At 72.6% G+C, this 22,908-nt stretch carries 21 protein-coding genes; 10 read left to right on the top strand and 11 right to left on the bottom strand.

Annotated elements, in window-relative coordinates; translation table 11 throughout:
• Window positions 1-363: 363 nt before the first annotated feature.
• The 3 genes from D9C15_RS04800 to sixA all read left to right on the top strand — a co-directional run bounded on the left by D9C15_RS04800 (window position 364) and on the right by sixA (window position 4,180).
• Window positions 364-1,509: a porin gene (locus tag D9C15_RS04800; protein WP_127996304.1), complete on the top strand. Its 1,146-nt coding sequence runs from the start codon at window positions 364-366 to the stop codon at window positions 1,507-1,509.
• A 104-nt stretch (window positions 1,510-1,613) separates the two neighbouring features.
• Window positions 1,614-3,719, top strand: a complete 2,106-nt coding sequence (gene ppk1 / locus D9C15_RS04795; protein ID WP_127996303.1) for a polyphosphate kinase 1 — start codon at window positions 1,614-1,616, stop codon at window positions 3,717-3,719.
• A 2-nt stretch (window positions 3,720-3,721) separates the two neighbouring features.
• Complete coding sequence (gene sixA / locus D9C15_RS04790) at window positions 3,722-4,180, top strand: phosphohistidine phosphatase SixA (RefSeq protein WP_127996302.1); 459 nt, start codon at window positions 3,722-3,724, stop codon at window positions 4,178-4,180.
• Between the two features lie 12 nt (window positions 4,181-4,192).
• On the opposite strand, the gene ppx is transcribed toward sixA, so the two are convergent.
• Window positions 4,193-5,716 carry an exopolyphosphatase gene (gene ppx, locus D9C15_RS04785; RefSeq protein ID WP_127996301.1) on the bottom strand — a complete coding sequence of 508 codons (1,524 nt, stop codon included), beginning with the start codon at window positions 5,714-5,716 and terminating at the stop codon, window positions 4,193-4,195.
• Window positions 5,717-5,805: 89 nt separating this feature from the next.
• Here ppx and D9C15_RS04780 point away from each other — a divergent pair, with 89 nt between their 5' ends.
• Both D9C15_RS04780 and D9C15_RS04775 read left to right on the top strand, forming a co-directional pair.
• A complete protein-coding gene (locus D9C15_RS04780) occupies window positions 5,806-6,672 on the top strand; it encodes a dienelactone hydrolase family protein (RefSeq protein WP_127996300.1) in 867 nt (288 codons plus the stop codon).
• 73 nt (window positions 6,673-6,745) lie between these two features.
• Window positions 6,746-7,534 (top strand): ZIP family metal transporter, encoded by a 789-nt coding sequence (locus D9C15_RS04775; RefSeq protein ID WP_127996299.1) that lies wholly within the window; start codon window positions 6,746-6,748, stop codon window positions 7,532-7,534.
• A gap of 3 nt (window positions 7,535-7,537) precedes the next feature.
• On the opposite strand, the gene D9C15_RS04770 is transcribed toward D9C15_RS04775, so the two are convergent.
• The 4 genes from D9C15_RS04770 to D9C15_RS04755 all read right to left on the bottom strand — a co-directional run bounded on the left by D9C15_RS04770 (window position 7,538) and on the right by D9C15_RS04755 (window position 10,935).
• Window positions 7,538-7,972 (bottom strand): universal stress protein, encoded by a 435-nt coding sequence (locus tag D9C15_RS04770; RefSeq protein WP_127996298.1) that lies wholly within the window; start codon window positions 7,970-7,972, stop codon window positions 7,538-7,540.
• Window positions 7,973-8,051: 79 nt separating this feature from the next.
• Entirely contained in the window at window positions 8,052-8,888 is an 837-nt protein-coding gene (locus D9C15_RS04765) for a sulfurtransferase (RefSeq protein WP_127996297.1), read from the bottom strand.
• 2 nt (window positions 8,889-8,890) lie between these two features.
• On the bottom strand, window positions 8,891-9,784 hold the full coding sequence (locus tag D9C15_RS04760) for a DMT family transporter (RefSeq protein ID WP_127996296.1): 894 nt from the start codon (window positions 9,782-9,784) through the stop codon (window positions 8,891-8,893).
• Between the two features lie 35 nt (window positions 9,785-9,819).
• On the bottom strand, window positions 9,820-10,935 hold the full coding sequence (locus tag D9C15_RS04755; protein ID WP_127996295.1) for an aromatic ring-hydroxylating oxygenase subunit alpha: 1,116 nt from the start codon (window positions 10,933-10,935) through the stop codon (window positions 9,820-9,822).
• A 231-nt stretch (window positions 10,936-11,166) separates the two neighbouring features.
• On the opposite strand from D9C15_RS04755, the gene xseB reads away from it, so the two are divergent.
• From xseB to D9C15_RS04730, 5 genes are all read left to right on the top strand, one after another.
• Window positions 11,167-11,406: an exodeoxyribonuclease VII small subunit gene (gene xseB, locus D9C15_RS04750; RefSeq protein WP_127996294.1), complete on the top strand. Its 240-nt coding sequence runs from the start codon at window positions 11,167-11,169 to the stop codon at window positions 11,404-11,406.
• The gene (locus D9C15_RS04745; RefSeq protein ID WP_127996293.1) at window positions 11,403-12,290 is read left to right on the top strand and encodes a polyprenyl synthetase family protein; all 888 of its coding nucleotides are present in this window, start codon (window positions 11,403-11,405) and stop codon (window positions 12,288-12,290) included. Before xseB ends, D9C15_RS04745 begins: the two co-directional genes overlap by 4 nt.
• Before the next feature lie 2 nt (window positions 12,291-12,292).
• Window positions 12,293-14,185 carry a 1-deoxy-D-xylulose-5-phosphate synthase gene (gene dxs, locus D9C15_RS04740; protein ID WP_127996292.1) on the top strand — a complete coding sequence of 631 codons (1,893 nt, stop codon included), beginning with the start codon at window positions 12,293-12,295 and terminating at the stop codon, window positions 14,183-14,185.
• Window positions 14,186-14,253: 68 nt separating this feature from the next.
• Entirely contained in the window at window positions 14,254-15,045 is a 792-nt protein-coding gene (folE2, locus tag D9C15_RS04735) for a GTP cyclohydrolase FolE2 (RefSeq protein WP_127996291.1), read from the top strand.
• A 59-nt stretch (window positions 15,046-15,104) separates the two neighbouring features.
• Complete coding sequence (locus D9C15_RS04730) at window positions 15,105-16,634, top strand: phytoene desaturase family protein (RefSeq protein ID WP_127996290.1); 1,530 nt, start codon at window positions 15,105-15,107, stop codon at window positions 16,632-16,634.
• Between the two features lie 3 nt (window positions 16,635-16,637).
• Here D9C15_RS04730 and D9C15_RS04725 read toward each other — a convergent pair whose 3' ends face one another.
• Genes D9C15_RS04725 through D9C15_RS04700 form a run of 6 tightly spaced genes read right to left on the bottom strand, consistent with a single transcriptional unit; the run spans window position 16,638 to window position 22,904 of the window.
• Window positions 16,638-17,267, bottom strand: a complete 630-nt coding sequence (locus tag D9C15_RS04725; protein WP_127996289.1) for an L-threonylcarbamoyladenylate synthase — start codon at window positions 17,265-17,267, stop codon at window positions 16,638-16,640.
• A gap of 7 nt (window positions 17,268-17,274) precedes the next feature.
• Window positions 17,275-18,225 (bottom strand): DMT family transporter, encoded by a 951-nt coding sequence (locus tag D9C15_RS04720; protein WP_127996288.1) that lies wholly within the window; start codon window positions 18,223-18,225, stop codon window positions 17,275-17,277.
• A complete protein-coding gene (locus D9C15_RS04715; protein WP_127996434.1) occupies window positions 18,222-19,073 on the bottom strand; it encodes a 3',5'-nucleoside bisphosphate phosphatase in 852 nt (283 codons plus the stop codon). The genes D9C15_RS04720 and D9C15_RS04715 overlap by 4 nt, the downstream gene beginning before the upstream one ends.
• A gap of 44 nt (window positions 19,074-19,117) precedes the next feature.
• The gene (locus D9C15_RS04710) at window positions 19,118-20,242 is read right to left on the bottom strand and encodes a PQQ-dependent sugar dehydrogenase (RefSeq protein ID WP_127996287.1); all 1,125 of its coding nucleotides are present in this window, start codon (window positions 20,240-20,242) and stop codon (window positions 19,118-19,120) included.
• On the bottom strand, window positions 20,242-21,972 hold the full coding sequence (gene recJ, locus D9C15_RS04705; protein WP_127996286.1) for a single-stranded-DNA-specific exonuclease RecJ: 1,731 nt from the start codon (window positions 21,970-21,972) through the stop codon (window positions 20,242-20,244). The genes D9C15_RS04710 and recJ overlap by 1 nt, the downstream gene beginning before the upstream one ends.
• Window positions 21,972-22,904: a hypothetical protein gene (locus tag D9C15_RS04700; RefSeq protein ID WP_127996285.1), complete on the bottom strand. Its 933-nt coding sequence runs from the start codon at window positions 22,902-22,904 to the stop codon at window positions 21,972-21,974. The genes recJ and D9C15_RS04700 overlap by 1 nt, the downstream gene beginning before the upstream one ends.
• Window positions 22,905-22,908: the final 4 nt, after the last annotated feature.

Genomic DNA, 22,908 nt, shown 5'->3' with positions numbered 1-22,908 from the left:
CGTCGCGACCGGCTCGGGCCACGTCTTGACGAGGGACGTTGCCGCGCGTTTGAACCAAGATGACCTGCCACCGCATGGCCTGCAAGGTGAAGTGGGCGATGAAGAGCTGCGTGTAACAGCCGGGCGCAGCCCCCGCTGCGCCGCGGCGCAGGGTTAGCGCGGGGCCGTGTACCGCGCGGGTGGCGCATCTCCGGGGCGACCCTGCGCCGCCGCGCCACGAACGTTGCGCGCTGAAGCGTCACCTGATTCGCCGCGGCGCAGCGGGCTGCTCCAGCGCCCGCCATCGGTGGCGTGGCATGTCGATTGCGCCCGAGGCGCCGCGGCGCGCTCGCGCCGAACCACGCATCCACTTCGGAGACACCGATGATCACGATCACTGCACGCCGTGCCGCGGCGGGCCTGGCCCTGCTCGCCCCGACGATGACCGCCTTCGCTGCCGACTTCAAGGCCGGCGCCTGGGACCTCTCGGTCGGCGGCTTCATCAATGCCTACTACACGCACTCGAGCTGCTCGGGCGCGCAGACCTTCACCGGTTCGGGCCTCGCGCTGGCCTCGCAGGCACTGGGTTGCGGCGGCAACGAGAAGAGCACGGTGATCGGCAACGGCCTGCTGCCCAACGCGCTGACCGTCGGCGCCAAGTCGCAGCAGAACGGCTGGGACGTGGGCGCCAACCTGATGATCGGCGCCGCGGTCTCGAGCGCCGACGCGATCAGCAACAACAACAACGTCGACGTGCGCCAGGGCTACATGACGCTCGGCCGCGCCGACGTCGGCAGCTTCAAGCTCGGGCGCGACTACGGCTTCTTCGGCAAGAACGCGATCCTCGCCGACATGACGCTGCTGGGCGCCGGCGCCACCGTGAACGCGACGCAGCGCAACCGCGTGACGCTGGGCCACATCGGTGCGGGCTACACCTACCTCGGCCACTACGGCCAGATGGCGTACACGACGCCCTCGATGGGCGGGTTCACCGGCACGCTGGCGCTGATGAGCCCGGTGGATGCCGCCACCGGCGTCGCCGAGGCGGACGACACGCCGCAGGTGCAGGCGCAGCTCCAGTACGCCGGCAACGGCTTCAAGCTGTGGGGCACCGGCAAGCAGCAGAAGTTCAAGGACGCCGGCGACGGCTTCACGATGAGCGGCGTCGAGCTCGGCGGCAGCGCCGCCTTCGGCGACTTCGGGCTGCTGGTGAACCTGCAGAGCGGCAAGGGCCTGGGCGTGCTGTCCGACGGCGACTCCGGCGAGCTGAAGCAGACCAACCTGCTGCTGCAGGGCACCTACCAGGTCACGTCGGGCCTCAAGCTCGGCCTGAGCCACGGCCGCAGCCGCATCAAGGAGGGTGCCGGCACCGACCTGCGCGACAACACCAACCTGACCGGCGGCGCCTACTACAAGCTGACCGACAGCGTGACGGTGGTCGGTGAACTGAGCCGCACGGAGTCGAAGACCTTCGCCGGCGACAAGGCCCGCATGAACGGCGTGGCGATCGGCGCGATCCTGTTCTTCTGAGTCGATCGCCAGGGCGGGCGGGGTCGGTCCGGCGCGATCGCGCGCCATCGTTCGCGGGCGGCGGCTGTCATGCCGCTGTCGCAAAAGCTTCATACACTGAGGCGATGAACGAGCTGGCTCCCCCGTCCGGGGCCGAGACGGGCGCCGAGCCCGCCCTCGCGCCCGCGCTGCCGCGGCTGCTGAACCGCGAGCGTGCCATCCTCGCGTTCAACCGCCGCGTGCTGGCGCAGGCGCAGCGCGCCGACGTGCCCCTGCTGGAGCGGCTGCGCTACGTGTGCATCGTCTCGTCCAACCTGGACGAGTTCTTCGAGGTGCGCTTCGCCGACGTGCTGGAGGCGCACCGCGAGGGCGGCGCGGGGGTCTCGACGCGCGACCTGCAGTCGGTGGCGGTCGAGGCGCACCGGCTGATCGACGACCAGTACGCGGTCTTCAACGACGAGGTGATGCCGGCGCTGCAGCGCGCGGGCATCGTGATCCTCAACCACGCCGACCGCGACGCGGCGCAGCGGCGCTGGGTGGACGACTTCTTCCAGCGCCAGGTGCGGCCGCTGCTGGTGCCGATCGGGCTCGACCCCTCGCACCCGTTCCCGATGGTGGCCAACAAGTCGCTCAACTTCATCGCCCGGCTGTCGGGCCGCGATGCGTTCGGGCGCGCCAACGGCATCGCCATCGTCAAGGTGCCGAGGGTGCTGCCGCGCGTGATCCGCCTGCCCGACGAACTGGCGCCTGGGCAGCAGGCCTTCGTGCTGCTGACCAGCGTGATCCGCGCCCACCTGGGCGAGCTGTTCCCGGGCCGCGAGGTGGAGGCCTTCTCGCAGTTCCGCGTCACGCGCGACTCCGACCTCGAGGTCGACGAGGACGACGTCACCAACCTGCGCCAGGCGCTGCGCACCGGCCTGACGACGCGCCACTTCGGCCAGGCGCTGCGCCTGGAGGTGGTGAAGAGCTGCCCGGCCGAGCTGTACGAGTTCCTGCTGCAGCAGTTCGACCTGCCCGAGGCGGCGCTCTACAAGGTCAACGGGCCGGTCAACCTGGTGCGCCTGAACCAGCTGATCGACCAGGCGGACGAGTCGGCCGCGTCGGTGGCGTTGCGCTTCCCGGCGCACGAGCCGGCCTGGCCGCGCGCGGCGTTGCCGCGCGAGGGTTCGGTCTTCGCGGCGCTGCGCGAGCGCGATGTGCTGCTGCACCACCCGTTCGAGAGCTTCGAGCCGGTGGTGCAGTTCCTGCGCGAGGCGGTGGCCGACCCCGACGTGCTGGCGATCCGGCAGACCATCTACCGCACCGGCAGCGAGAGCCCGCTGATGGAGGCGCTGATCGAGGCGGCGCGGCGCGGCAAGGAGGTGATGGCGGTCGTCGAGCTGAAGGCACGCTTCGACGAGGAGGCCAACATCAACTGGGCCGAGCGGCTGGAGGCCGTCGGCGCGCAGGTGGTGTACGGCATCGTCGGCCTGAAGACCCATGCCAAGCTGCTGCTGGTGACGCGCCGCGAGGGCGCGCAGCTGCGCCGCTACGCGCATCTTTCGACCGGCAACTACAACCCCAAGACCGCGCGGATGTACACCGACGTCGGCTACCTCACCGCCGATCCCGACCTGACCGGCGATGCCGAGGCGGTGTTCCAGCAGCTCGCCAGCCAGACCCGCACGCGCCCGATGCGCGCCTTCCTGCAGGCGCCGTTCACGCTGCACCGGCGCATCGGCCAGCTGATCGAGCGGGTCGGCGCGGCGGCGCGCGCCGGGCGGCCGGCACGCATCGTCGCCAAGGTGAACGCGTTGACCGACCTGCAGCTGATCGAGAAGCTGGTGCGTGCGGCGCAGGCCGGCGCGAGCATCGACCTGATCGTGCGCGGGGCCTGCCAGCTGCCGCCCGGCCTGCCCGGGGCGACCGAGCGCATCCGCGTGCGCTCCGTGGTCGGCCGTTTCCTGGAGCACACCCGCGTGCTCTACTTCCGCTGGGGCGAGCGCGAGGAGGACGAGGTGCTGTACCTGTCGAGCGCCGACTGGATGAGCCGCAACATGTTCCGCCGCATCGAGATCGCCTGGCCGGTGCGCGACGCCGCGCTGCGCCAGCGCGTGATCGACGAATGCCTGGTGCCGTATCTGCACGACCGGCTGGACGCCTGGACGCTGCTGCCCGACGGCCAGTACGAGCGCGCCGGCAGCGACGGGCCGGGTGCACAGCAGGCGCTGCTGCAGCGCTACACGGGATGACCATGGACCTGATCCTGTGGCGCCATGCCGAAGCCGTCGAACGCGAGGGCGTGGACGATCTGCAGCGCCAGCTCACCAGCAAGGGCGAGCGCCAGGCCCAGAAGATGGCCGACTGGCTGAACCACCGACTTGCCCATTCCACGCGCATCCTCGTCAGCCCGGCGCTGCGCTGCCAGCAGACGGCCAAGGCGCTCGGCCGCTCGTTCAAGACCGTCGATGCGCTCGCGCCCGGGGCCGCGCCGGAGGCCCTGCTGAAGGCCGCGCGCTGGCCCGACGCCAACGAGCCGGTCCTGCTGATCGGCCATCAACCGACGCTCGGCCAGCTGGCGGCCCAGCTGCTGGCCGGCCAGGCACTGCCCTGGGCGGTGAAGAAGGGCGCGGTCTGGTGGCTGCGCAACCGCGACCGCGAGGGTGTCGCGCCGGTGGTGCTGCAGGCGGTGATGGCGCCGGACTGCCTCTAGCGACGCGGCGGCTCAGCCGCGCAGCACCAGCCTCAGCACTCCGCCGCGCGACCAGGCCTCGGCCTCCTCGTGCAGCAGGTGCAGCGTGCGCGGATGGGTGGCGGCCCAGTCGGCGCCGAAGTCCAGGCGCGCCGTCGCGCCGCTGCGGCGCAGCGCGAGCGCGTCGGTGCGCACCTCGCCGCGGGCGTGGCACTTGATGATCGCCAGCCGCAGGCACAGCACCTGCCAGGCAAAGGCCTCCTGGGTCAGCGCGGCCTCGATCTTGCGCAGCCCGCCGCGCTGGCCCAGCACCAGCTCGGCGACGCGGCGCTGCTGGCTCTGCGAGAAACCCGGCGCGTCGACATGGCCGAGCAGGTAGGCGCTGTGGCGGTGGTGGTCGTGGTGCGAGACCATCATGCCCATCTCGTGCAGCGCGCAGGCCCACAGCAGCTCGCGGCGCGCGTCGGGTGCCGCGCGGGGCCCCACCTGCTCGTACAGCGCCTCGGCCACCGAGGCGACGCGGCGTGCCTGGTCGGTGTCGACCATGAAGCGGCGCTGCAGCTCGCGCACCGAGGCATCGCGGATGTCGTGGCCGTCCTGCTCGAGCGCGGCCGCCTGCAGGCGCTCGTCGAGGTCGAAGATCACGCCCTGGCGCAGCGCGCCGCGCGCCGGCTGCAGCGACTCGATGCCGAAGTGCGCCGCCAGCGTGTAGAGGATGGCGATGCCGCCGGCGATCACCGCACGGCGGTCCTCCTTCAGGCCGGGCAGGGCGAGGCGCTCGACGCGCCCGGCCTGCAGGCAGCGCTCCATCAGCCAGCGCAGGCCCTCGGGCGTGATGCGGCCGTCGGTGATGCCGCTGGCGGCCAGCAGCTGCGACACCGCGCCGACCGTGCCCGAGGAGCCCAGCGCCTCCTCCCAGTGCACCGCGGCGAAGGGCTCGAGCGCTTCTTCCAGCTCGGCGCCGGCGGCCACCTGCGCAGCGCGGAAGGCCTGCTCGGTGAGCCGGCCGTCGCCGAAGTAGCGCAGCGACAGGCTGACGCTGCCGACTCGGAACGATTCGGCGCGCAGCGGCTTGCGGCCGTGGCCGAGGATCATCTCGGTGGAGCGCCCGCCGATGTCGATCACCAGGCGCGGCAGGCTGGAGGGCTGCAGGCGCGCCACCCCGGCATAGATCAGGCGTGCCTCCTCGCGGCCGGAGATCACCTCGATCGGCTGGCCGAGCACGGTCTGCGCGCGCGCCAGGAAGGCGTCGCGGTTGCGTGCCTCGCGCAGCGTCTGCGTGGCCACGGCGCGCACCTGCCCGGGCGCGAAGCCCTTCAGTCGCTGCGCGAAGCGCGCCAGGCAGGCCAGCCCGCGCAGCGCCGCCTCCTCGGTGAGCAGGCCGTTGGCATCGAGCCCGGCGCCCAGGCGCACGGTCTCCTTCAGGTAGTCGACGCGCCGGTAGCGGCCGTGCGGCACCTGCGCGATCTCGAGCCGGAAGCTGTTCGAGCCCATGTCGATCGCGGCGAGCTGGCCGGGCCAGCGGGATTCCTGCGGCGGGGTCGGCTCCGGGCTCATGCGGCGATTGTGGGGGCAAACCACGCGCCGACCGGGGTTGCGGCGCGTTCCTAGAATCGCGGGCTTCCGAGCCTCTGGAGACGAACGACATGCTGCAGCAGGAGATCGACAGCCTCGTGCCCGCGAGCGCGTACTCGCGGCGCCGCTTCGTGCGCACCAGCCTGGGCAGCGGCTTTGCCGCCGCCGTGCTGCCGGTGACGGCGCAGACCATCAAGACCGATACCGGCGGCGTGACCACCGGCGAGGTCACGATACCGGTGGGTGACTTCAAGCTGCCCGCGTTCCGCGCCCACCCGGAGGGCCGCGTCAACGGCCTGCCGGTGGTGCTGGTGATCTCGGAGATCTTCGGTGTGCACGAGCACATCGCCGACGTCACGATCCGCTTTGCCAAGCTCGGCTACCTGGCCATCGCGCCCGAGCTGTTCGTGCGCCAGGGCGACGCGCAGAGCTACGGCGAGGTGGCCAAGCTGATCGCCGAGGTCGTCTCGAAGGCGAGCGACGCGCAGGTGATGGGCGACCTCGACGCCACGGTCGCCTGGGCCAGGGCGCAGGGTGCCGACACGGGCAAGCTCGGCATCACCGGCTTCTGCTGGGGCGGCCGCACCACGCTGATGTACGCTGCGCACAACCCGGGCGTGAAGGCCGCGGTGGCCTGGTACGGTCCGGTGGCGCGCAGCTACCACCCCGGCGACAGGACCGCGCTCGACGTGGCCGGCCAGATCAAGGGGGCCGTGCTCGGCCTGTACGGCGGCGCCGACGCCGGCATCCCGAACGACACGGTCGAGAAGATGCGCGACGCGCTGAAGGCGGCCGGCAACACGCGCTCGGAGTTCGTGATCTACCCCGACACGCCGCACGCCTTCCACGCCGACTACCGCCCGAGCTACCGCAAGGAGCAGGCCGAGGACGGCTGGAAGCGCGCCACGGCCTGGTTCAAGGCGCATGGGGTGGGCTGAACGGCGACGCTTGACAAGTCAGGCATGATGAAAGGGCCGCGGTTATCCGCGGCCCCTTTTTCCTGCCTGCACCATGACCCTGTTCGCGATCGTCCTCGCCACCTTCGCCGGCGGCCTGCTCTCGGTGCTGATCGCCGCCAGCCTGACGCTGGCGGTGCTCGGCCGCGTGGTGCAGCACCTGGTCAGCCTTTCCACCGGCGTGCTGCTGTCCACCGCGCTGCTGAACGTGCTGCCCGAAGCCTTCGAGGGCCACGGGCCGGATCATCCCGAGCCGCAGGTGCTGTTCGCCACGCTGCTGGCCGGCCTGCTGTTCTTCTTCCTGCTCGAGAAGGCCGAGCTGTACCGCCACGGCCATCACCACGAGCACGACGAGCACCACCATCACCACGGCTTCGACCGCCACCAGGCCGGCCGCGGCGGCTGGAGCGTGCTGCTGGGTGACAGCATCCACAACTTCTGCGACGGCGTGATCATCGCCGCCGCCTTCCTGGCCGACATGCGGCTGGGCGTCGTGACCGCACTGGCCATCGTGGCGCACGAGATCCCGCAGGAGGTCGGCGACTACATCGTGCTGCTCAACGCCGGCTTCTCGAAGGGCCGTGCGCTGTTCTACAACGCCCTGTCCGGCGCCGCCGCGGTGCTGGGCGGCGTGCTCGGCTACTTCGTCGTGGGTGCCTGGGAGCCGCTGTTCCCGTACCTGCTGGTGGTGGCGGCCAGCAGCTTCATCTACGTGGCCACTGCCGACCTGATCCCGCAGCTGCAGCTGCGCCTGTCATGGCGCGCGACGCTGCTGCAGCTGCTGTGGCTCGCGGCCGGTCTGGCCATCGTGCTGGTGGCCGGCCACTTCCTGCACGAGCACTGACGTCTATCGGACGACCAGCACCGGCACGGTCGAGTGCGTCAGCACCTTCTGCGTCTCGCTGCCCAGCAGCAGCGCGGTGACGCCGCGCCGGCCGTGCGAGGCCATCACGAGCAGGTCGCACTCCTGCTGCTTGGCATGGTCGATGATCGCCTCCCAGGGGTGCAGCGCCTCGACGGTGTGCGCCTTGCACTCCAGCCCGGCCGCCTTGGCGGCCGCGACCACGGCGCTCACGCGCTTGGCGGCGATGCGCTCCTGCGCGTCGAAGAACTCCTGCGGCGGCGTGGGCTGCATCTCGGAGATCGCGCTGTAGGGGAAGGGCTCCTTGACGCTGATCGTGTAGACCTGGGCGCCCACCGACTTGGCGAGCGAGATCGCGGTGTCGACGGCCTTCTGGGTGATGTCGGAGCCGTCGGTCGGGACGAGGATGCGCTTGAACATGGTCTCTCCTGGTCTGTGGGTGATGAGAGTGTTCCCGCGCAGCCTAGGACGGTGCTTGACGGCGGTCAACGCCCGTCGCTCATCCCCGCGCCACCGGTCGGGTCGGGTCGGCGCACCACTCGCTCCAGGAGCCGGGGTAGAGCCGCGAGCCGGGCAGCCCGGCGTGCTCCATGGCCAGCAGGTTGTGGCAGGCGGTCACGCCCGAACCGCACTGGTGCACGGTGGCACTCGCGGCCTCCCGGCCGAGCAGGGCCTCGAACTCGGCACGCAGCGTGGCGGCCGGCTTGAAGCGGCCGTCGGGGCCGAGGTTGTCCTTGAAGAAGCGGTGCAGCGCGCCGGGAATGTGGCCGGCCACCGGGTCGAGCGGCTCGACCTCGCCGCGGAAGCGCTCGGCGGCGCGCGCATCCACCAGCGGAACGCGGCCCAGCTGCGCGGCCAGCGCGTCGGTCTCGAGCGTCGGGGCGAGCGAGGCCCGCGAGGGGTAGGGCGGCGCATGGCGCGCGGCGGGCAGCTCGGCGTCCACCGGACCGCCGGCCGCTTGCCAGGCCTGCAGGCCGCCGTCCAGCACGGCCGCGGCCTCGTGCCCCATCCAGCGCAGTATCCACCACAGCCGCGCCGCGTAGGGCCCACCCTGCCGGTCGTAGGCCACCACCTGGGTCTGCGCCCCGATGCCGAGCCGGCCGAGCGTGGCGGCGAAGGCCTCGCGCGCCGGCAGCGGATGGCGTCCGTTGCGGCCGGTCTTGGGGCCTGAGAGGTCGCGCTCCAGGTGCAGGTAGAAGGCCCCGGGCAGGTGCGCCGCGGCCCAGTCGCGTTCGCCGGCGCCGGGGTCGGCCAGGTCGAAGCCGCAGTCGACGACCACTGCGTCGGCGCCGTGCTCCCGCAGCTCGTCCGCGGTGATCAGGGTGGTGAAGGCCATGCTCAACTCTCCAGGGTCGATTGGCGGGCGTCGTCGGGCGCCGCGCGGCTGCGCAGCTGCGTGGCGGCGATGCCGGCGCCGACGATCAGCGCCATGCCGGCCAGCGCCATCGCCGTGACGCGGTCGTCGAACAGCAGCACGCCGTAGAGGAACGAGAAGGCGATGCCGAGGTACTGCAGGCTCGCGTTGACCAGTGTGCGGCCGGTGGCGTATGCGCGCGTCATCAGCATCTGCGCCACGGTGGCCAGCACGCCGACGGCCAGCAGCAGCCCGACGCCGGCGAGCGAGCGGTGCGGGCTGATGCCGGTCCACAGCGTGGTCAGCAGCCCGGCCACCACGCCCCCGGCCGAGAAGTAGAAGACGATGCGGTACTCGGGTTCGCCGGCCCGCCCGAGCGCAGTGACCTGCAGGTAGGCGGTGGCCGAGACCATGCCCGAGAGCAGGCCGATCAGGCCGTGCCAGAGCTGGTCCTGCTCGATGGTCGGGCGCAGGATCAGCGCCACGCCGGCGAAGCCCAGCAGCACCGCGCCGATCAGCCGCCCGTCGATGCGCGCGCCGCCCAGCATCACCGCGCCGCCGAGCAGGAACAGGGCCATCCAGACGCTGGACATGTAGTTCAGCGTCATCGCGGTGGCCAGCGGCAGGTTGCCCAGCGCGTAGAACCACAGGCACAGCGCCGTCACCCCCGACACCGAGCGCCAGAAGTGCATCGCCGGCACGGCGGTGCGCAGCGTGCCGCGGTTGACGCGCGCGAACGCGGCCATCATCAGCGCGCCGGTCAGGCCGCGGTAGAACACGATCTCGCCGGTGGCGTAGTGCGCCGAGGCGAGCTTGACGCACACGCCCATCGTCGCGAACAGCAGCGACGCGAGCACCATCATCCAGGAAGCGGGCATGCGCGGATTGTGGCCCGCGCATGCCGCTCACCGGCTCAGAGCCTGTCGCCCATCATGCGCCGGTACCACTCGTGGAAGTGCTGCATGCCGTCTTCCATCGGGCTCTGGTACGGGCCGACCTCGTCGTCGCCGCGCTCGAACAGGGCCAGGCGCCCGGCATCCATGCGCTCGGCGATCTCGTCGTCCTCGTCGCAGGTCTCGAAGTAGGCGGCCTGCTCGGCCTCGACGAACTCGCGCTCGAACGCGGCGATCTCTTCCGGGTAGAAGAACTCGACCATGTTGAGCGTCTTGCGCGGGCTGATCGGGAACAGCGTCGACACCACCAGCACGTGCGGGTACCACTCGACCATCACGTTCGGGTAGTAGGTCAGCCAGATCGCGCCGTGCTTGGGCGGCTCGCCGTTGCGGTAGGCGAGCACCGCGTCGTGCCACTTGCGGTAGGTGGCCGAGCCGGCCTTGGCCAGCGCGTTGTTGGCGCCCACCGTCTGCACCGAGTGCATCGGGCCGAACTCCCAGCGCAGGTCTTCGCAGGTGACGAAGCCGCCCAGGCCGGGATGGAACGGCGCGACGTGGTAGTCCTCCAGGTAGACCTCGATGAAGGTCTTCCAGTTGTAGTCGCACTCGTGCAGGTGCACGCTGTCGAACACGTAGCCGGAGAAGTCGAGGTCGGCCTTCGGCCCGAGCCCGGCGAGGTCGGCCGCCACGTTGCGTCCGCCGCCCTCGAACAGCAGCCCGTTCCATTCCTGCACCGGGTAGTTGCGCAGGTTCAGGCACGGGTCGTCGGCGAAGTGCGGCGCGCCGAGCAGCTGGCCATGCGTGTCGTAGGTCCAGCGGTGCAGCGGGCAGACGATGTTGCTGCCGGTGTGGCCCCGGCCACGCAGCATCACCGCCTGGCGATGCCGGCAGACGTTGGAGATCAGCTCGACACCGCCGTCGGGCGTGCGGACCAGCGCACGGCCTTCGCGCTCCTGTGGCAGGGCATGGTAGTCGCCGACCTCGGGCACCGCGAGCGCGTGCCCGAGGTAGCGCGGACCGGACTGGTAGATCAGCTCCATCTCGCGGCCGAACAGGGCCGCATCGAAGTACGTCGAAACCGAAAGCTGCGTGCGGCTGCGTTCCAGCGCCGCGATGCTGACGCTCAGGTCGGACATGATCCCCAGGATCTCCAAAAACCGATGTCGAACCGCCATGCACCTGGAACCGCGTGCATGGGAGAAGAGCCCCGCCGGCGCGGCGGGCCGCGGATTGTAGCCGGGGGGTGTCCGCGGGGTGGGAAGCCGCACCGGGGCGGTCCCTTTTCAGGCGGGACGCGTGGGATCCGCCCGGGGCGCCGGGGTTCCCCCGGGAGGCCACTGACTACAATGGCGCCTTTGGCTTTTCGCATGGCAAGAACGCACGCACCCTCCGCGCCGCCGCTGCCCGCCACCTACGAGGACGCCCTGCGCGAACTCGAGCGGCTGGTGGCGGACATGGAAAGCGCCCAGCTGCCGCTGGACAAGCTGATCGACAGCCACCGGCGCGGCGCCGAGCTGCTGGCCTTCTGCCGCAGCCGGCTCGAGGCGGTCGAGGGCCAGGTCAAGGTGCTCGAGGACGGCCAGCTCAAGCCCTGGATCGCCGGATGAAGCCCGAGCAGTTCGACGCCTGGGCGCGGACCGAGCTGGACGCGGTCGAGTCGGCCCTGTCCGCCTGGGTCCCGGCCGATGCACCGGCCGGCCTGGGCGAGGCGATGCGCTATGGCGTGCTGGACGGCGGCAAGCGCCTGCGCCCGCTGCTCGTGCTGGCCGCTGCCCAGGCGGTGCAGGGCGCGCGCGAGGCGGCGCTGCGTGCCGCCTGCGCGGTGGAACTGATCCATGCCTACTCGCTGGTGCACGACGACATGCCGTGCATGGACAACGACGTGCTGCGCCGCGGCAAGCCGACGGTGCACGTGCGCTTCGGCGAGGCCCAGGCGATGCTCGCCGGCGATGCGATGCAGGCGCTGGCCTTCGAGGTGCTGACGCCCGCGCAGGGCGTCGAGCCCGCGTTGCAGGCGCGCCTGTGCAGCCTGCTCGCGCGTGCCGCCGGCCATGCCGGCATGGCCGGCGGGCAGGCCATCGACCTGGCCAGCGTCGGCAAGCCGCTGGCCGAGCAGGCGCTGCGCGACATGCACCACCGCAAGACCGGCGCGCTGCTCCAGTGCAGCGTGCTGATGGGCGCGGCCTGCGGCGCCACCGACGAGCGTGCCTGGGCCGCGCTGGCGCAGTTCGGCGACGCGCTCGGCCTGGCCTTCCAGGTGGTGGACGACATCCTCGACGTGACGCAGGCGTCCGAGACGCTCGGCAAGACCGCCGGCAAGGACCAGGACGCGAACAAGCCGACCTACGTGACCGTGCTGGGCCTCGACGCCGCCCGCCGCCACGCGCACGACCTGCGCGACCACGCGCTGGCGGCGCTGCGCGGCAGCGGCCTGGCCGACACGAGCGCCCTGGCGATCCTCGCCGACAAGGTCGTCGAACGGGACAACTGACCATGAACCATGCGCTGCTGAACACCATCGACAGCCCCGCCGACCTGCGCCGGCTGTCGCGGGCCGAGCTCAAGCAGGTGGCCGACGAACTGCGCGACTTCGTGCTGCAGAGCGTCTCCAAGACCGGCGGCCACCTGTCCTCCAACCTCGGCACGGTCGAGCTGACGATCGCGCTGCACCGCGTCTTCAACACGCCGCACGACCGCCTGGTGTGGGACGTCGGCCACCAGACCTACCCGCACAAGGTGCTGACCGGCCGGCGCGAGCGCATGGGCACCTTGCGCCAGCTCGGCGGCATCAGCGGCTTCCCGCGTCGCGACGAGAGCGACTACGACACCTTCGGCACCGCGCACTCGTCCACCTCGATCTCGGCCGCGCTCGGCATGGCGCTGGCGGCGCACCAGAAGGGCGAGAAGCGCCACGCGGTGGCGATCATCGGCGACGGTGCGATGACCGCCGGCATGGCCTTCGAGGCGCTCAACAACGCCGGCATGCCGCACGTGGGCCACGTGCCGAACCTGCTGGTGATCCTGAACGACAACGACATGTCGATCAGCCCGCCGGTGGGCGCGCTGAACAAGTACCTGGCGCGGCTGATGAGCGGCAAGTTCTACGCCGCCGCGCGCGAGGGCGCCAAGCAGGTGCTGAAGAACGCGCCGCCGCTGTTCGAGCTGGCGCGCCGCTTCGAGGAGCATGCCAAGGGCATGGTGGTGCCCGGCACGATCTTCGAGGAGTTCGGCTTCAACTACGTCGGCCCGATCGACGGCCACGACCTCGACGCGCTGATCCCGACGCTCGAGAACCTGCGCGACAAGCCCGGCGCGCAGTTCCTGCACGTGGTCACGAAGAAGGGCTATGGCTACAAGCTCGCCGAGGCCGACCCGGTGAAGTACCACGGCCCGACGCCGTTCGACCCGGCGCAGGGCATCCAGAAGCCGGCCACGCCGCCCAAGACCAGCTTCACGCAGGTGTTCGGCCAGTGGCTGTGCGACATGGCCGAGAAGGACGGGCGCCTCGTCGGCATCACGCCGGCGATGCGCGAGGGCTCGGGCATGGTCGAGTTCCACAAGCGCTTCCCGGAGCGCTACTTCGACGTCGGCATCGCCGAGCAGCATGCGGTGACCTTCGCCGCGGGCCTGGCCTGCGAGGGCCTGAAGCCGGTGGTGGCGATCTACTCCACCTTCCTGCAGCGCGCCTACGACCAGTTGATCCACGACGTGGCGCTGCAGAACCTGCCGGTGGTGTTCGCGCTCGACCGCGCCGGACTGGTCGGCGCCGACGGCGCGACGCACGCCGGCGCCTACGACATCGCCTACGTGCGCTGCATCCCGAACATGGGGATGTTGACGCCGGCCGACGAGGACGAATGCCGCCAGGCGCTCTTCACCGCCTTCGGGCGCGACCACCCGGTGTGCGTGCGCTATCCGCGCGGCAGCGGCGCGGGCACCGAGCAGCGCGCCCAGATGCAGGCCATTCCCTGGGGCCGCGGCGAGGTGCGGCGGCGCGGCTCGCGCATCGCGATCCTGGCCTTCGGCACCTTGCTCTACCCGGCGCTGGAGGCGGCCGAGAAGCTCGACGCGACGGTGGCCAACATGCGCTTCGCCAAGCCGCTCGACGCCGCGCTGGTGGCCGAGCTGGCGCGCAGCCACGAGGCGCTGGTCACGCTCGAGGAGGGCTGCCTGCCCGGCGGTGCCGGCAGCGCGGTGCTCGAGGCGCTGGCCGAGGCCGGCCTCACGGTGCCGGTGCTGACGCTGGGCCTGCCCGACCGCTTCATCGAGCATGGCGACCCGGCCAAGCTGCTGGCGCTGTGCGGGCTCGACGCCGCGGGCATCGAGCAGGCGGTGGTCAAGCGCTTCGGCGCCCGTCCGGCGCTGGTGCGGGCGGTCAACCATTGAGGCCGCTTGAAGGGCGGCTTCAAGTCCTTGCGGCGGCCGACCCGGCCGTTTGCTGGCATGCTTGAGCCATGAGCAATCTCAAGGACGCGCTGCACATCCCGGACACGCAGAGTGCCCGCGACGAGCGCCACATCGCCATCCAGCGCGTCGGCGTGCGCGGGGTGCGCTACCCGCTGCAGCTGCGCATCGGCCGGGCCGAGCTGGCGACCATCGCGTCCTGGGACCTGGACGTCGCGCTGCCGGCCGAGCAGAAGGGCACGCACATGTCGCGCTTCGTCGCCTGGCTGGAGTCGCTCGACAAGCCGGTCGACGCCGCCGAACTGCGCGCCCGGACCCGCGCGATGCTCGAGCGCCTGCACGCGAGCACCGGCCGCGTCGAGGCGAGCTTCCCCTTCTTCCTGCGCAAGCGCGCGCCGGTCTCGGGCGTCGAGAGCCTGCTCGAGTACCAGGGCCGCTGGATCGCCGAGGCGAAGGACGGCGAGGTCGCCGTCTGGGCCGAGGCGGTGGTGCCGGTCAAGTCGCTGTGTCCCTGCTCGAAGGAGATCTCCGACTACGGCGCGCACAACCAGCGTTCGCACGTGACGATCCGCGTCGAGCTGCTGGCCGACATCCCCTGGGCCGAGCTGGTGCGCTTCGCCGAGGACTCGGCCTCCAGCGAGATCTGGCCGATGCTCAAGCGCAGCGACGAGAAGTGGGTCACCGAGCGCGCCTACGAGAACCCGAAGTTCGTCGAGGACCTGGTGCGCGACGTCGCGCTGCGCCTGAACGCCGACGCGCGCGTGGGCCGCTACCTGGTCGACGTCGAGAACTTCGAGTCCATCCACGCCCACAGCGCCGTCGCCCGCATCGAGCGGTCTTGAGCCCGCGCAACGGCGGCGCAGCGCGCGCTGCCTAAGGTGGGCCGCTGGGAACGGCGGCCATGTGGGACACCATCGTCATCGGTTCGGGCATCGGCGGCCTCGGGGCCGCCGCGGCGCTGGCCCATGCCGGCCAGCGCGTGCTGGTGCTGGAGCAGCACCACCGGGCCGGCGGGCTGACGCAGACCTTCCGGCGCGGCGCGTGGCGCTTCGCCACCGGCGTGCACTACCTGGGTGGCGTCGGCCCCGGCAGCGGCCCGGAGCGCCAGGCCGGGCGCCTGCTCGACTGGCTGAGCGGCGGCCGACTGCGCTTCGCGCCGCTGGCCAACCCCTACGACATCGTGCGGCTGCCCGGCTTCGAGTTCGGCATCCGCCACCCCCGGGCCGCGTTCCAGGCCGACCTGCGCGCGCGCTTCCCCGACGAGGCCGCGGCAATCGACGCCTGGTTCATGCGCTGCGACGCGCTGCAGCGCAGCGCCACCACGATGTTCATGCTGCGCGCCCTGCCTGCGCCGCTGGCCTGGGGCCTGCGCTGGTGGCGTGGCGCGGCCTTCGACCGTGACCTGCACCTGACGCTGGCCGAGTCGCTGCAGCCGCTGCGCGACCCGCGCCTGCGCGCCGTGCTCGCCGCGCGCTGGGGCGACCATGGCGCGCCGCCGGCCGATGCGCCGCTGGTCGAGCACGCGCTGGTGCTGCACTCCTACGACGCCGGCGCCTTCTATCCTGTCGGCGGGCCGGACAGCTTCGTGCAGGCGCTGCAGCCGGTGATCGAGTCGGCCGGCGGCGCAGTGCGCACCGGGCAGCGGGTGACGCGCATCCTGGTCGAGAACGGCCGTGCAGCCGGCGTCGAGTTCGACGACGGCCACGAGCGGCACCGGGCATCGGCCCGCCAGGTGATCTCGGCGATGGGCGTGGCCAACACCGTGGCCTGCCTGGACGACAGCGTCGCCCCGGCCTGGCAGGCCACGCTGCGCGCGCTGCGGCCGGGGCTGGCCGGCCTGTCGCTCTACCTCGGCTTCGAGGGCGACATCGCCGCGGCCGGGGCGGGCAGCGCCAACGTCTGGCTGGCCGGGCAGGAGGACGTGGGCCCCGTCTGGCGCCGGCCAGCCGACGAGGATGCGCCGCTGCTGTTTGTCTCCTTCCCGTCGCTGAAGGACCCGGCCGCGCACGCGGCGCCGTGCGGCGAGCTGCTCGCGCTGTGCGATGCCGCGCCGTTCGCGCCCTGGCTCGGCGCCGGCGCGGACGCCACGCGCGACGCCGCCTACAAGGCGCTCAAGGCCCGCATCGAGGCGCGCCTGCTGGCCCAGTTCGAGCGCCACTTCCCGGCGCTCGCGCCCCTGGTCCGCTTCCACGAGCTGGCCACGCCGGCGACGCAGCAACACCTGCTGCGCTCGCCCGACGGTGCGCTCTACGGCATCGAGATGAGCGCCGAGCGGCTCGGCACGCCCGCCCTGCGCGTGCGCACGCTGCTGCCGGGTCTGCTGCTGGCCGGGCAGGACGTGAGCAGCCCGGGCATCGTCGGCGCGCTGATGGGCGGGCTGATGGCCGCGGCCGCGCTGGAGCGCCCGCTGCTCGCGCGCCTGGCCGGCTGAGGTTCAGCCCTCCAGGCCGAGCCGCGTCGCGTCGCCGCGCCCCTGGCGCACCAGCACCGGCTCGGGGCCGGAGAGGTCGACCACCGTGGTCGGCTGCATCGGGCAGGCGCCGGCGTCCACCACCGCCTGCAGCAGCTTCTGGAAGCGCGCGCGGATCTCCTGCGGCTCGTTCATCGGCTCGCGCTCGCCCGGGGCGATCAGCGTGGTGGCCAGCAGCGGCGCGCCGAGCTGCTCGAGCAGCGCCTGCGTCACCCTGTGGTCGGGCACGCGCAGGCCGATGGTGCGGCGCGAGGGGTGCGAGACGCGCCGCGGCACTTCCTTGGTGGCCTCGAGGATGAAGGTGAACGGCCCCGGCGTGCCCAGCTTGAGCAGCCGGTACTGGCGGTTGTCCACGCGGGCGTAGCTGGCCAGTTCGCTCAGGTCGCGGCACAGCAGCGTCAGGTGGTGCTTGTCGTCCACCTGGCGGATGCGGCGCAGGTTCTCGGCCGCGGCCTTGTCGTCGAGGTGGCACACCAGGGCGTAGCTCGAGTCGGTCGGGATCGCCGCGATGCCGCCGGCGTGCAGGATCTGCACGGCCTGCTTCAGCAGCCGCGGCTGCGGGTTGTCGGGGTGGACTTCGAAGTATTGCGACATGGCGCGCTCAATCGACGATCGAGTCTACCGACACCGCCGACAGCGCCTGCTGTCGCTGTGCCGCCTCGCGCATGTTCAGCCAGGCGCTGGCCGCGCCGCAGGCGGCGATCACCGCCATGCCGACCCAGCCCCAGAAGTCCGGCGCCTGGCGGAACACCAGCCAGCCGACGATCACCGCCATGCCGAGCTGGGCGTACATGAAGGGCATCAGCGTGGCCGTCGGCGCGAGCCGGAAGGCCAGCACCAGCATCAGGTGGCCCGAGGTGCCGAGCGTGCCGATCAGCAGCAGCAGCGCCAGGTGCTGCGGCGCCGCGTCGCGCAGGGTCGGCGCCAGCTCCACGCTGCTGGCCGCGAGCAGCGCCGACAGCGCCAGCGAGCCGGTCAGCCCGGTGTAGAAATGCGTGGTGAACGGGTTCTCCAGGCCGGCCAGCTTGCTGGTCAGCACCTGGAAGCAGGCGTAGCTGGCCATGCCGGCCAGCGGCAGCAGCACGGCCCAGCCGAACAGCCCGCTGCCCGGGCGGATCATGATCAGCGCGCCGGCCAGCCCGCCGATCACCAGCGCCCAGCGCACGCGCGACACGCGCTCGTGCAGGAACCAGCCGGCCATCAGCGTGACGGCCACCGGCGTGAGCATGTTGATGGCGGTGAACTCGGCCACCGGCAGGTGCTGCAGGCCGAAGAAGCTGAACAGCGAGCTGGTCAGCAGCAACGCACCGCGCGCGAGCTGGAAGCGCGGGTGCGCCGAGCGGAAGCCCGGCCCGCCGGCGCGGCGCCGTGCGCGCGCCAGCCACAGCCCCATCGAGGCCGCCTGCACGCTGTAGCGCGCCCACAGGATCACCAGCACGGGCACGAACGCGCCCAGGTACTTGACCGTGCTGTCCATGGTCGCGAAGCAGGCGGTCATGGCGACCACCAGCGCGATGCCCAGCGCCGGGTGCGGCACGGCCGCCACGCTCATTGTGGGTGCACGACGCGGTGCTGCAACGCCTCCCAGACCGGCGTCAGCGTGCCGGGCAGCTCGGGCAGCGCGCCCAGGTCGGTGTGGCTCTCGCCCGGGCCGTGGAAATCGCTGCCGCGCGAGGCGAGCAGGCCGTATTCGAGCGCGACGCCGGCGTAGCGTACCGCCTCGGCGGCGCTGTGGCTGCCGGTGACCACCTCGACGCCGCGCCCGCCGTGGCCGATGAACTCGGTGAAGAGCGCGTGTTCCTCGTTGGCGCTGAAGCGGTAGCGCGCCGGGTGGGCGATCACGGCCACGCCGCCGGCGGCGGTGATCCAGCGCACCGCGTCGCCCAGGCGCGCCCAGCGGTGCGGCACGTAACCCGGCTTGCCCTCGGTGAGGAAGCGGCGGAACACCTCGGAGGTGTCGCTGCACACGCCGGCCTCGACGAGGTGGCGCGCGAAGTGGGTGCGCGAGATCAGGTCCGGGTTGCCGACGAACTTCAGCGCGCCCTCGAAGGCGCCGTGGATGCCGACCTGCGCCAGGCTCGTGGCCATCTCGAGCGCGCGCTCGCGCCGCCCGCCGCGGGTGGCCGCCAGGCCGGCGGCGAGCGCCGCGTCGGCGGGGTCGAAACCCAGGCCGACGATGTGCACCGTCACGTCGATGAAGCTGACCGAGATCTCGGTGCCGGTCAGGTAGGGCAGGCCGAGCTCACGTGCGGCCGCCAGGGCACGCTGCTGGCCGCGGATCTCGTCGTGGTCGGTCAGTGCCCAGAGCTCGACGCCGTTCGCCTTGGCCCGCGCCGCCAGCGCCTCCGGGGTCAGGGTGCCGTCGGAGACGTTCGAATGGCAGTGCAGATCGGCGTTCATCCATGGGCTGGGCGTCACCGAAACATTGTAGGGAGGCACGCCGCTCAGCGTGCGATGCGCAGGATGCGACCCTTCGGGTTGTCGGTCAGCAGGTACAGGGCGCCGTCCGGGCCCTGGCGCACGTCGCGGATGCGTTCGCCCAGCGTCCGGTACAGCGCCTCGCGCGCCGTCACGCGCTCGCCGTCGAGCGTCAGGCGCCATAGCGCCGCGCCGGCCAGCGCGCCCACGAACAGGCTGCCGCGCCACTCGGGGAACATCGCGGCGGTGTAGAAGGCCAGGCCGCTGGGGGCGATCGAGGTCGGCACCCAGGTCGCGAGCGGCTCGACGAAGGCCGGCGCGTGCACGCCGCCGCCGATGCGGCAGGCCGTGCCGGCGAGCGAGCCGTAGGGGCAGCCCTGGCTGCGCAGCGGCCAGCCGTGGTTGCCGCCGGCGCGGGCGATGTTCAGTTCGTCGCCGCCCTGCGGCCCGTGTTCGACCAGCCACAGCTCGCCGGTGCGCGGATGCAGCGCGGCGCCCTGCGGGTTGCGATGGCCGAAGCTCCAGATCTCCGGCCGTGCGCCGGGCAGCTTCGGGTTGTCGGCCGGCACGCTGCCGTCGCGGTTCAGGCGCACCACCTTGCCGAGGTGGCTGGCCAGGTCCTGCGCCGGCTCGCCCTTCTGCCGGTCGCCCAGCGTGACGAACAGCGTCTTGTCGCGCGCGAACACCAGGCGCGCCCCGAAGTGGCCGCTGCCGAACACCTTGGGCTGCTGGCGGAAGATCACCGTCGTGCCCTGCAGCGCCTCGCCGACCAGCCGGCCGCGCGCCACCGCGGTGCCGCTGGTGAGCCCGTCGCGCTCGGCATAGCTCAGGTAGACCCAGGGCGTGGTGTCGAAGTCCGGGTCGAGCGCGACGTCGAGCAGGCCGCCCTGACCGCTGTCGGCCACCGCGGGCACGCCGGCCAGCGGGGCCGACACGCGGCGCCCGTCGGCCGAGACGATCACCAGCGCGCCGCCCTTCTGCGTCACGAGCAGCCGGCCGTCGGGCAGGAAGGCCAGTCCCCAGGGGCGGTCCAGGCCCTGCGCGAAGGTGGACGGTTCGGGCGCCGCGGCCGCGCGCGCGGAGGCGGGCACGAGCGCCGGGGCGAGCGCGGCCAGCAGCAGCGCGCGGCGCGAAGGGTCGGGGCGTTCCATCAAGTCTCCTGCGCTGCCTCGACCACCATCTGCACCCGCTCGCGGCCGTTGTACTCGTCCAGGGCGACGCGGTAGGCCAGACGCACGCGCGCGGGCAGCGGCTCGCTGCGCCCGAACCAGATCGCGTCGCGCAGCACGCCGCCGTGGCGCACGCCGAGCTTCAGGTGGCGCTCGCCGACCAGGCGCTGCGACACCACCTCGACCGTGTCGCAGAACAGCGGTGGCTCGAAGGCCTGGCCCCACACCTGCGCGTCGAGCGCGCGCACCGTGGCGGCGTCGAACTGCTCGGGCGGCAGCGGGCCGTCCACCAGCAGCCGGCGCTGCAGCGTGCCGGGGTCGAGCCACTCGGCGGCCACCTGCTGCAGCGCGCGGGCGAAGCGATCGATGCCGTCGGGCGCGAGCGTGCAGCCGGCCGCCATCGCGTGGCCGCCGAAGCGCAGCAGCAGCCCGGGTTCGCGCTTGCTGACCAGGTCGAGCGCGTCGCGCAGGTGGAAACCGGGGATGGAGCGGCCCGAGCCCTTGAGCGCGCCGTCCTGCCCGCGCGCGAACACGAAGGTCGGGCGGTGCAGCCGGTCCTTCACGCGCGCCGCGACGATGCCGACCACGCCCTCGTGGAAGCCGGCGTCGAACAGCGCCAGCGCCGGCGGCGGTGCGCCGTCGGGCATCAGCGGCTCGAGCAGCGCCTCGGCCTGCTCGCGCATGCCGCCCTCGACCTCGCGCCGCTCGCGGTTGATGGTGTCGAGCTGGCGCGCCAGCTCGGCGGCGCGGCCCGGATCGTCGGTCAGCAGGCATTCGATGCCCAGCGTCATGTCCGACAGGCGCCCGGCCGCGTTGATGCGCGGGCCGAGCGCGAAGCCGAAGTCGAACGCGCTGGCGCGCCGCGCGTCGCGCCCGGCAGCGGTGAACAGCGCGGCCACGCCGGCGTGCGCACGCCCGGCGCGGATGCGCTTGAGCCCCTGCGCGACCAGGCGGCGGTTGTTCGCGTCCAGCCGCACCACGTCGGCCACGGTGCCGAGCGCCAGCAGGTCCAGCAGCGTGTCCAGGCGCGGCTGGCCGGCGGCATCGAAGCGGCCGCGTGTGCGCAGCTCGGCGCGCAGCGCGAGCAGCACGTAGAACATCACGCCCACGCCCGCCAGGTTCTTGCTGGCGAAGCTGCAGCCGGGCTGGTTCGGGTTGACGATCACGTCGGCCGGCGGCAGCACCACCGCGCCGTCCTCCTGGGCCGGCAGGTGGTGGTCGGTCACCAGCACCGCGAGGCCGCGCTCGCGTGCATGCGCCACGCCGGCCAGGCTGGCGATGCCGTTGTCCACCGTCACCAGCACCTCGGGGCGCTGCTGCAGCGCCAGGTCGACGATCGCCGGCGTCAGGCCGTAGCCGTGCACGGCGCGGTCGGGCACCACGTAGCCGAGCGTGGCCGGGTCGGCGCCGAGCAGCTTCAACCCGCGCAGCGCGACGGCACAGGCGGTGGCGCCGTCGCAGTCGTAGTCGGCCACGATGCAGATGCGCTTGCCGTGCTCGAGCGCGTCGGCCAGCAGCGTGGCGGCGGCCGCGGCGCCGTGCAGCCGGTCGGGCGGCAGCAACTGCGTGAGCGCGTCGTCGAGTTCGGCCGGGCTCGTCACGCCGCGCGCCGCGAACAGGCGCGCCAGCAGCGGCGCGATGCCGGCCTGCTCGAGCGCCCACACGGTGCGCGGCGGGGCGTCGCGCAATTGCAGCGTCGGGCCGGCCGCCATCACAGTGCCTCCAGCAGCGGGGCGGGCGCCACGCCGCGCCAGCGCTGCACGAGCCGCTGCCACAGCGGGCCCGTCGCCGGCTCGAAGCGTTGCGCAAAGCGTTCGCCGGCGAGCGTCAGCGCCACCTCGGGCGTGCCGCGCTCGAGTGCGTGCAGCAGATCGGCCAGCGGGCCGGCGTCGAGGCTTCGCCAGGCCTCGGCCCAGGCCGGCCAGTCCTCCGAGAGCAGCGGGGTGCGCAGGCGCGCATCGAGCGTGACGGCCTGCTCGCGCGCCGGCTGGAAACGCCCGCAGCCGCTCAGCCACAGCGCGTTGACGCTGGGCAGCCCGCGCTCCTCGCGCGCGCTGTTCAGCGGATGGGTGTACAGCAGCATCTGCGCCTCGTTGAACAGGCGCCGCAGCAGGCGCGCCGGCGCGCCCTCGGGCAGCCAGCGGTCGACGTTGCGCCCGACCACCCGGTCGAGCGAGGCGGTGGGCAGGTCCGCCAGGCTTTCGTGGGCCAGGTACCAGCGCTGCGGCGCACCCCAGGCGAGCGAGAAGCCCTCGCTCTCGAACAGGCCGCGCACCGCGTCGAACAGCGCGCGCGACTCGTCGGCCGCGAGCCCCAGACGGTCCGGGTCGGCGAGGTTGATGCGGTCGCGCCCGACCACCCAGTGCACCGGGCTGAGCAGGCCCCAGGCGAGGTCCAGCACCTCGATGCCGTCGGCGGCGGCGCCGTGCGCGGCAAACGGCAGCCGGCCTTCGCCGCCGTGCCAGCCCCAGGCCGCGGCGAGTGCACACTCGTGCGGCGGGCTGAGGCTGAACTCGTCGGTACCCAGGCGCGGCCCGGGCTGCAGGCGGGAGAGCAGGCGGGCCAGGTTCGGCAGGTCGAGGCTGCGCAGGGTGGACGCCCCGGCCTCGGCGAGCGCCGAGGCAAACGGGATCAGCAGATGCATGCGG

Source organism: Piscinibacter defluvii (genome assembly GCF_004011805.1).
GTDB classification, from domain to species: domain Bacteria; phylum Pseudomonadota; class Gammaproteobacteria; order Burkholderiales; family Burkholderiaceae_C; genus Piscinibacter; species Piscinibacter defluvii.
Note: the sequence above shows the minus strand (reverse complement) of the source record. Positions and strands in the feature narration are given on the sequence as shown.

What these genes read in the sequence shown, in the direction of transcription:
- recJ (WP_127996286.1), bottom strand. Translation starts at nt 21,972, where the DNA reads ATGGCGGCCGGCCCGACGCTGCAATTGCGCGACGCCCCGCCGCGCACC.
- ppx (WP_127996301.1), bottom strand. Translation starts at nt 5,716, where the DNA reads ATGAGCCCGGAGCCGACCCCGCCGCAGGAATCCCGCTGGCCCGGCCAG.
- D9C15_RS04780 (WP_127996300.1), top strand. Translation starts at nt 5,806, where the DNA reads ATGCTGCAGCAGGAGATCGACAGCCTCGTGCCCGCGAGCGCGTACTCG.
- D9C15_RS04715 (WP_127996434.1), bottom strand. Translation starts at nt 19,073, where the DNA reads ATGAACGCCGATCTGCACTGCCATTCGAACGTCTCCGACGGCACCCTG.
- D9C15_RS04725 (WP_127996289.1), bottom strand. Translation starts at nt 17,267, where the DNA reads ATGTCGCAATACTTCGAAGTCCACCCCGACAACCCGCAGCCGCGGCTG.
- sixA (WP_127996302.1), top strand. Translation starts at nt 3,722, where the DNA reads ATGGACCTGATCCTGTGGCGCCATGCCGAAGCCGTCGAACGCGAGGGC.
- ppk1 (WP_127996303.1), top strand. Translation starts at nt 1,614, where the DNA reads ATGAACGAGCTGGCTCCCCCGTCCGGGGCCGAGACGGGCGCCGAGCCC.
- D9C15_RS04730 (WP_127996290.1), top strand. Translation starts at nt 15,105, where the DNA reads ATGTGGGACACCATCGTCATCGGTTCGGGCATCGGCGGCCTCGGGGCC.
- D9C15_RS04700 (WP_127996285.1), bottom strand. Translation starts at nt 22,904, where the DNA reads ATGCATCTGCTGATCCCGTTTGCCTCGGCGCTCGCCGAGGCCGGGGCG.
- D9C15_RS04770 (WP_127996298.1), bottom strand. Translation starts at nt 7,972, where the DNA reads ATGTTCAAGCGCATCCTCGTCCCGACCGACGGCTCCGACATCACCCAG.
- D9C15_RS04745 (WP_127996293.1), top strand. Translation starts at nt 11,403, where the DNA reads ATGAAGCCCGAGCAGTTCGACGCCTGGGCGCGGACCGAGCTGGACGCG.
- D9C15_RS04755 (WP_127996295.1), bottom strand. Translation starts at nt 10,935, where the DNA reads ATGTCCGACCTGAGCGTCAGCATCGCGGCGCTGGAACGCAGCCGCACG.
- D9C15_RS04765 (WP_127996297.1), bottom strand. Translation starts at nt 8,888, where the DNA reads ATGGCCTTCACCACCCTGATCACCGCGGACGAGCTGCGGGAGCACGGC.
- D9C15_RS04800 (WP_127996304.1), top strand. Translation starts at nt 364, where the DNA reads ATGATCACGATCACTGCACGCCGTGCCGCGGCGGGCCTGGCCCTGCTC.
- D9C15_RS04710 (WP_127996287.1), bottom strand. Translation starts at nt 20,242, where the DNA reads ATGGAACGCCCCGACCCTTCGCGCCGCGCGCTGCTGCTGGCCGCGCTC.
- D9C15_RS04760 (WP_127996296.1), bottom strand. Translation starts at nt 9,784, where the DNA reads ATGCCCGCTTCCTGGATGATGGTGCTCGCGTCGCTGCTGTTCGCGACG.
- dxs (WP_127996292.1), top strand. Translation starts at nt 12,293, where the DNA reads ATGAACCATGCGCTGCTGAACACCATCGACAGCCCCGCCGACCTGCGC.
- D9C15_RS04720 (WP_127996288.1), bottom strand. Translation starts at nt 18,225, where the DNA reads ATGAGCGTGGCGGCCGTGCCGCACCCGGCGCTGGGCATCGCGCTGGTG.
- xseB (WP_127996294.1), top strand. Translation starts at nt 11,167, where the DNA reads ATGGCAAGAACGCACGCACCCTCCGCGCCGCCGCTGCCCGCCACCTAC.
- folE2 (WP_127996291.1), top strand. Translation starts at nt 14,254, where the DNA reads ATGAGCAATCTCAAGGACGCGCTGCACATCCCGGACACGCAGAGTGCC.
- D9C15_RS04775 (WP_127996299.1), top strand. Translation starts at nt 6,746, where the DNA reads ATGACCCTGTTCGCGATCGTCCTCGCCACCTTCGCCGGCGGCCTGCTC.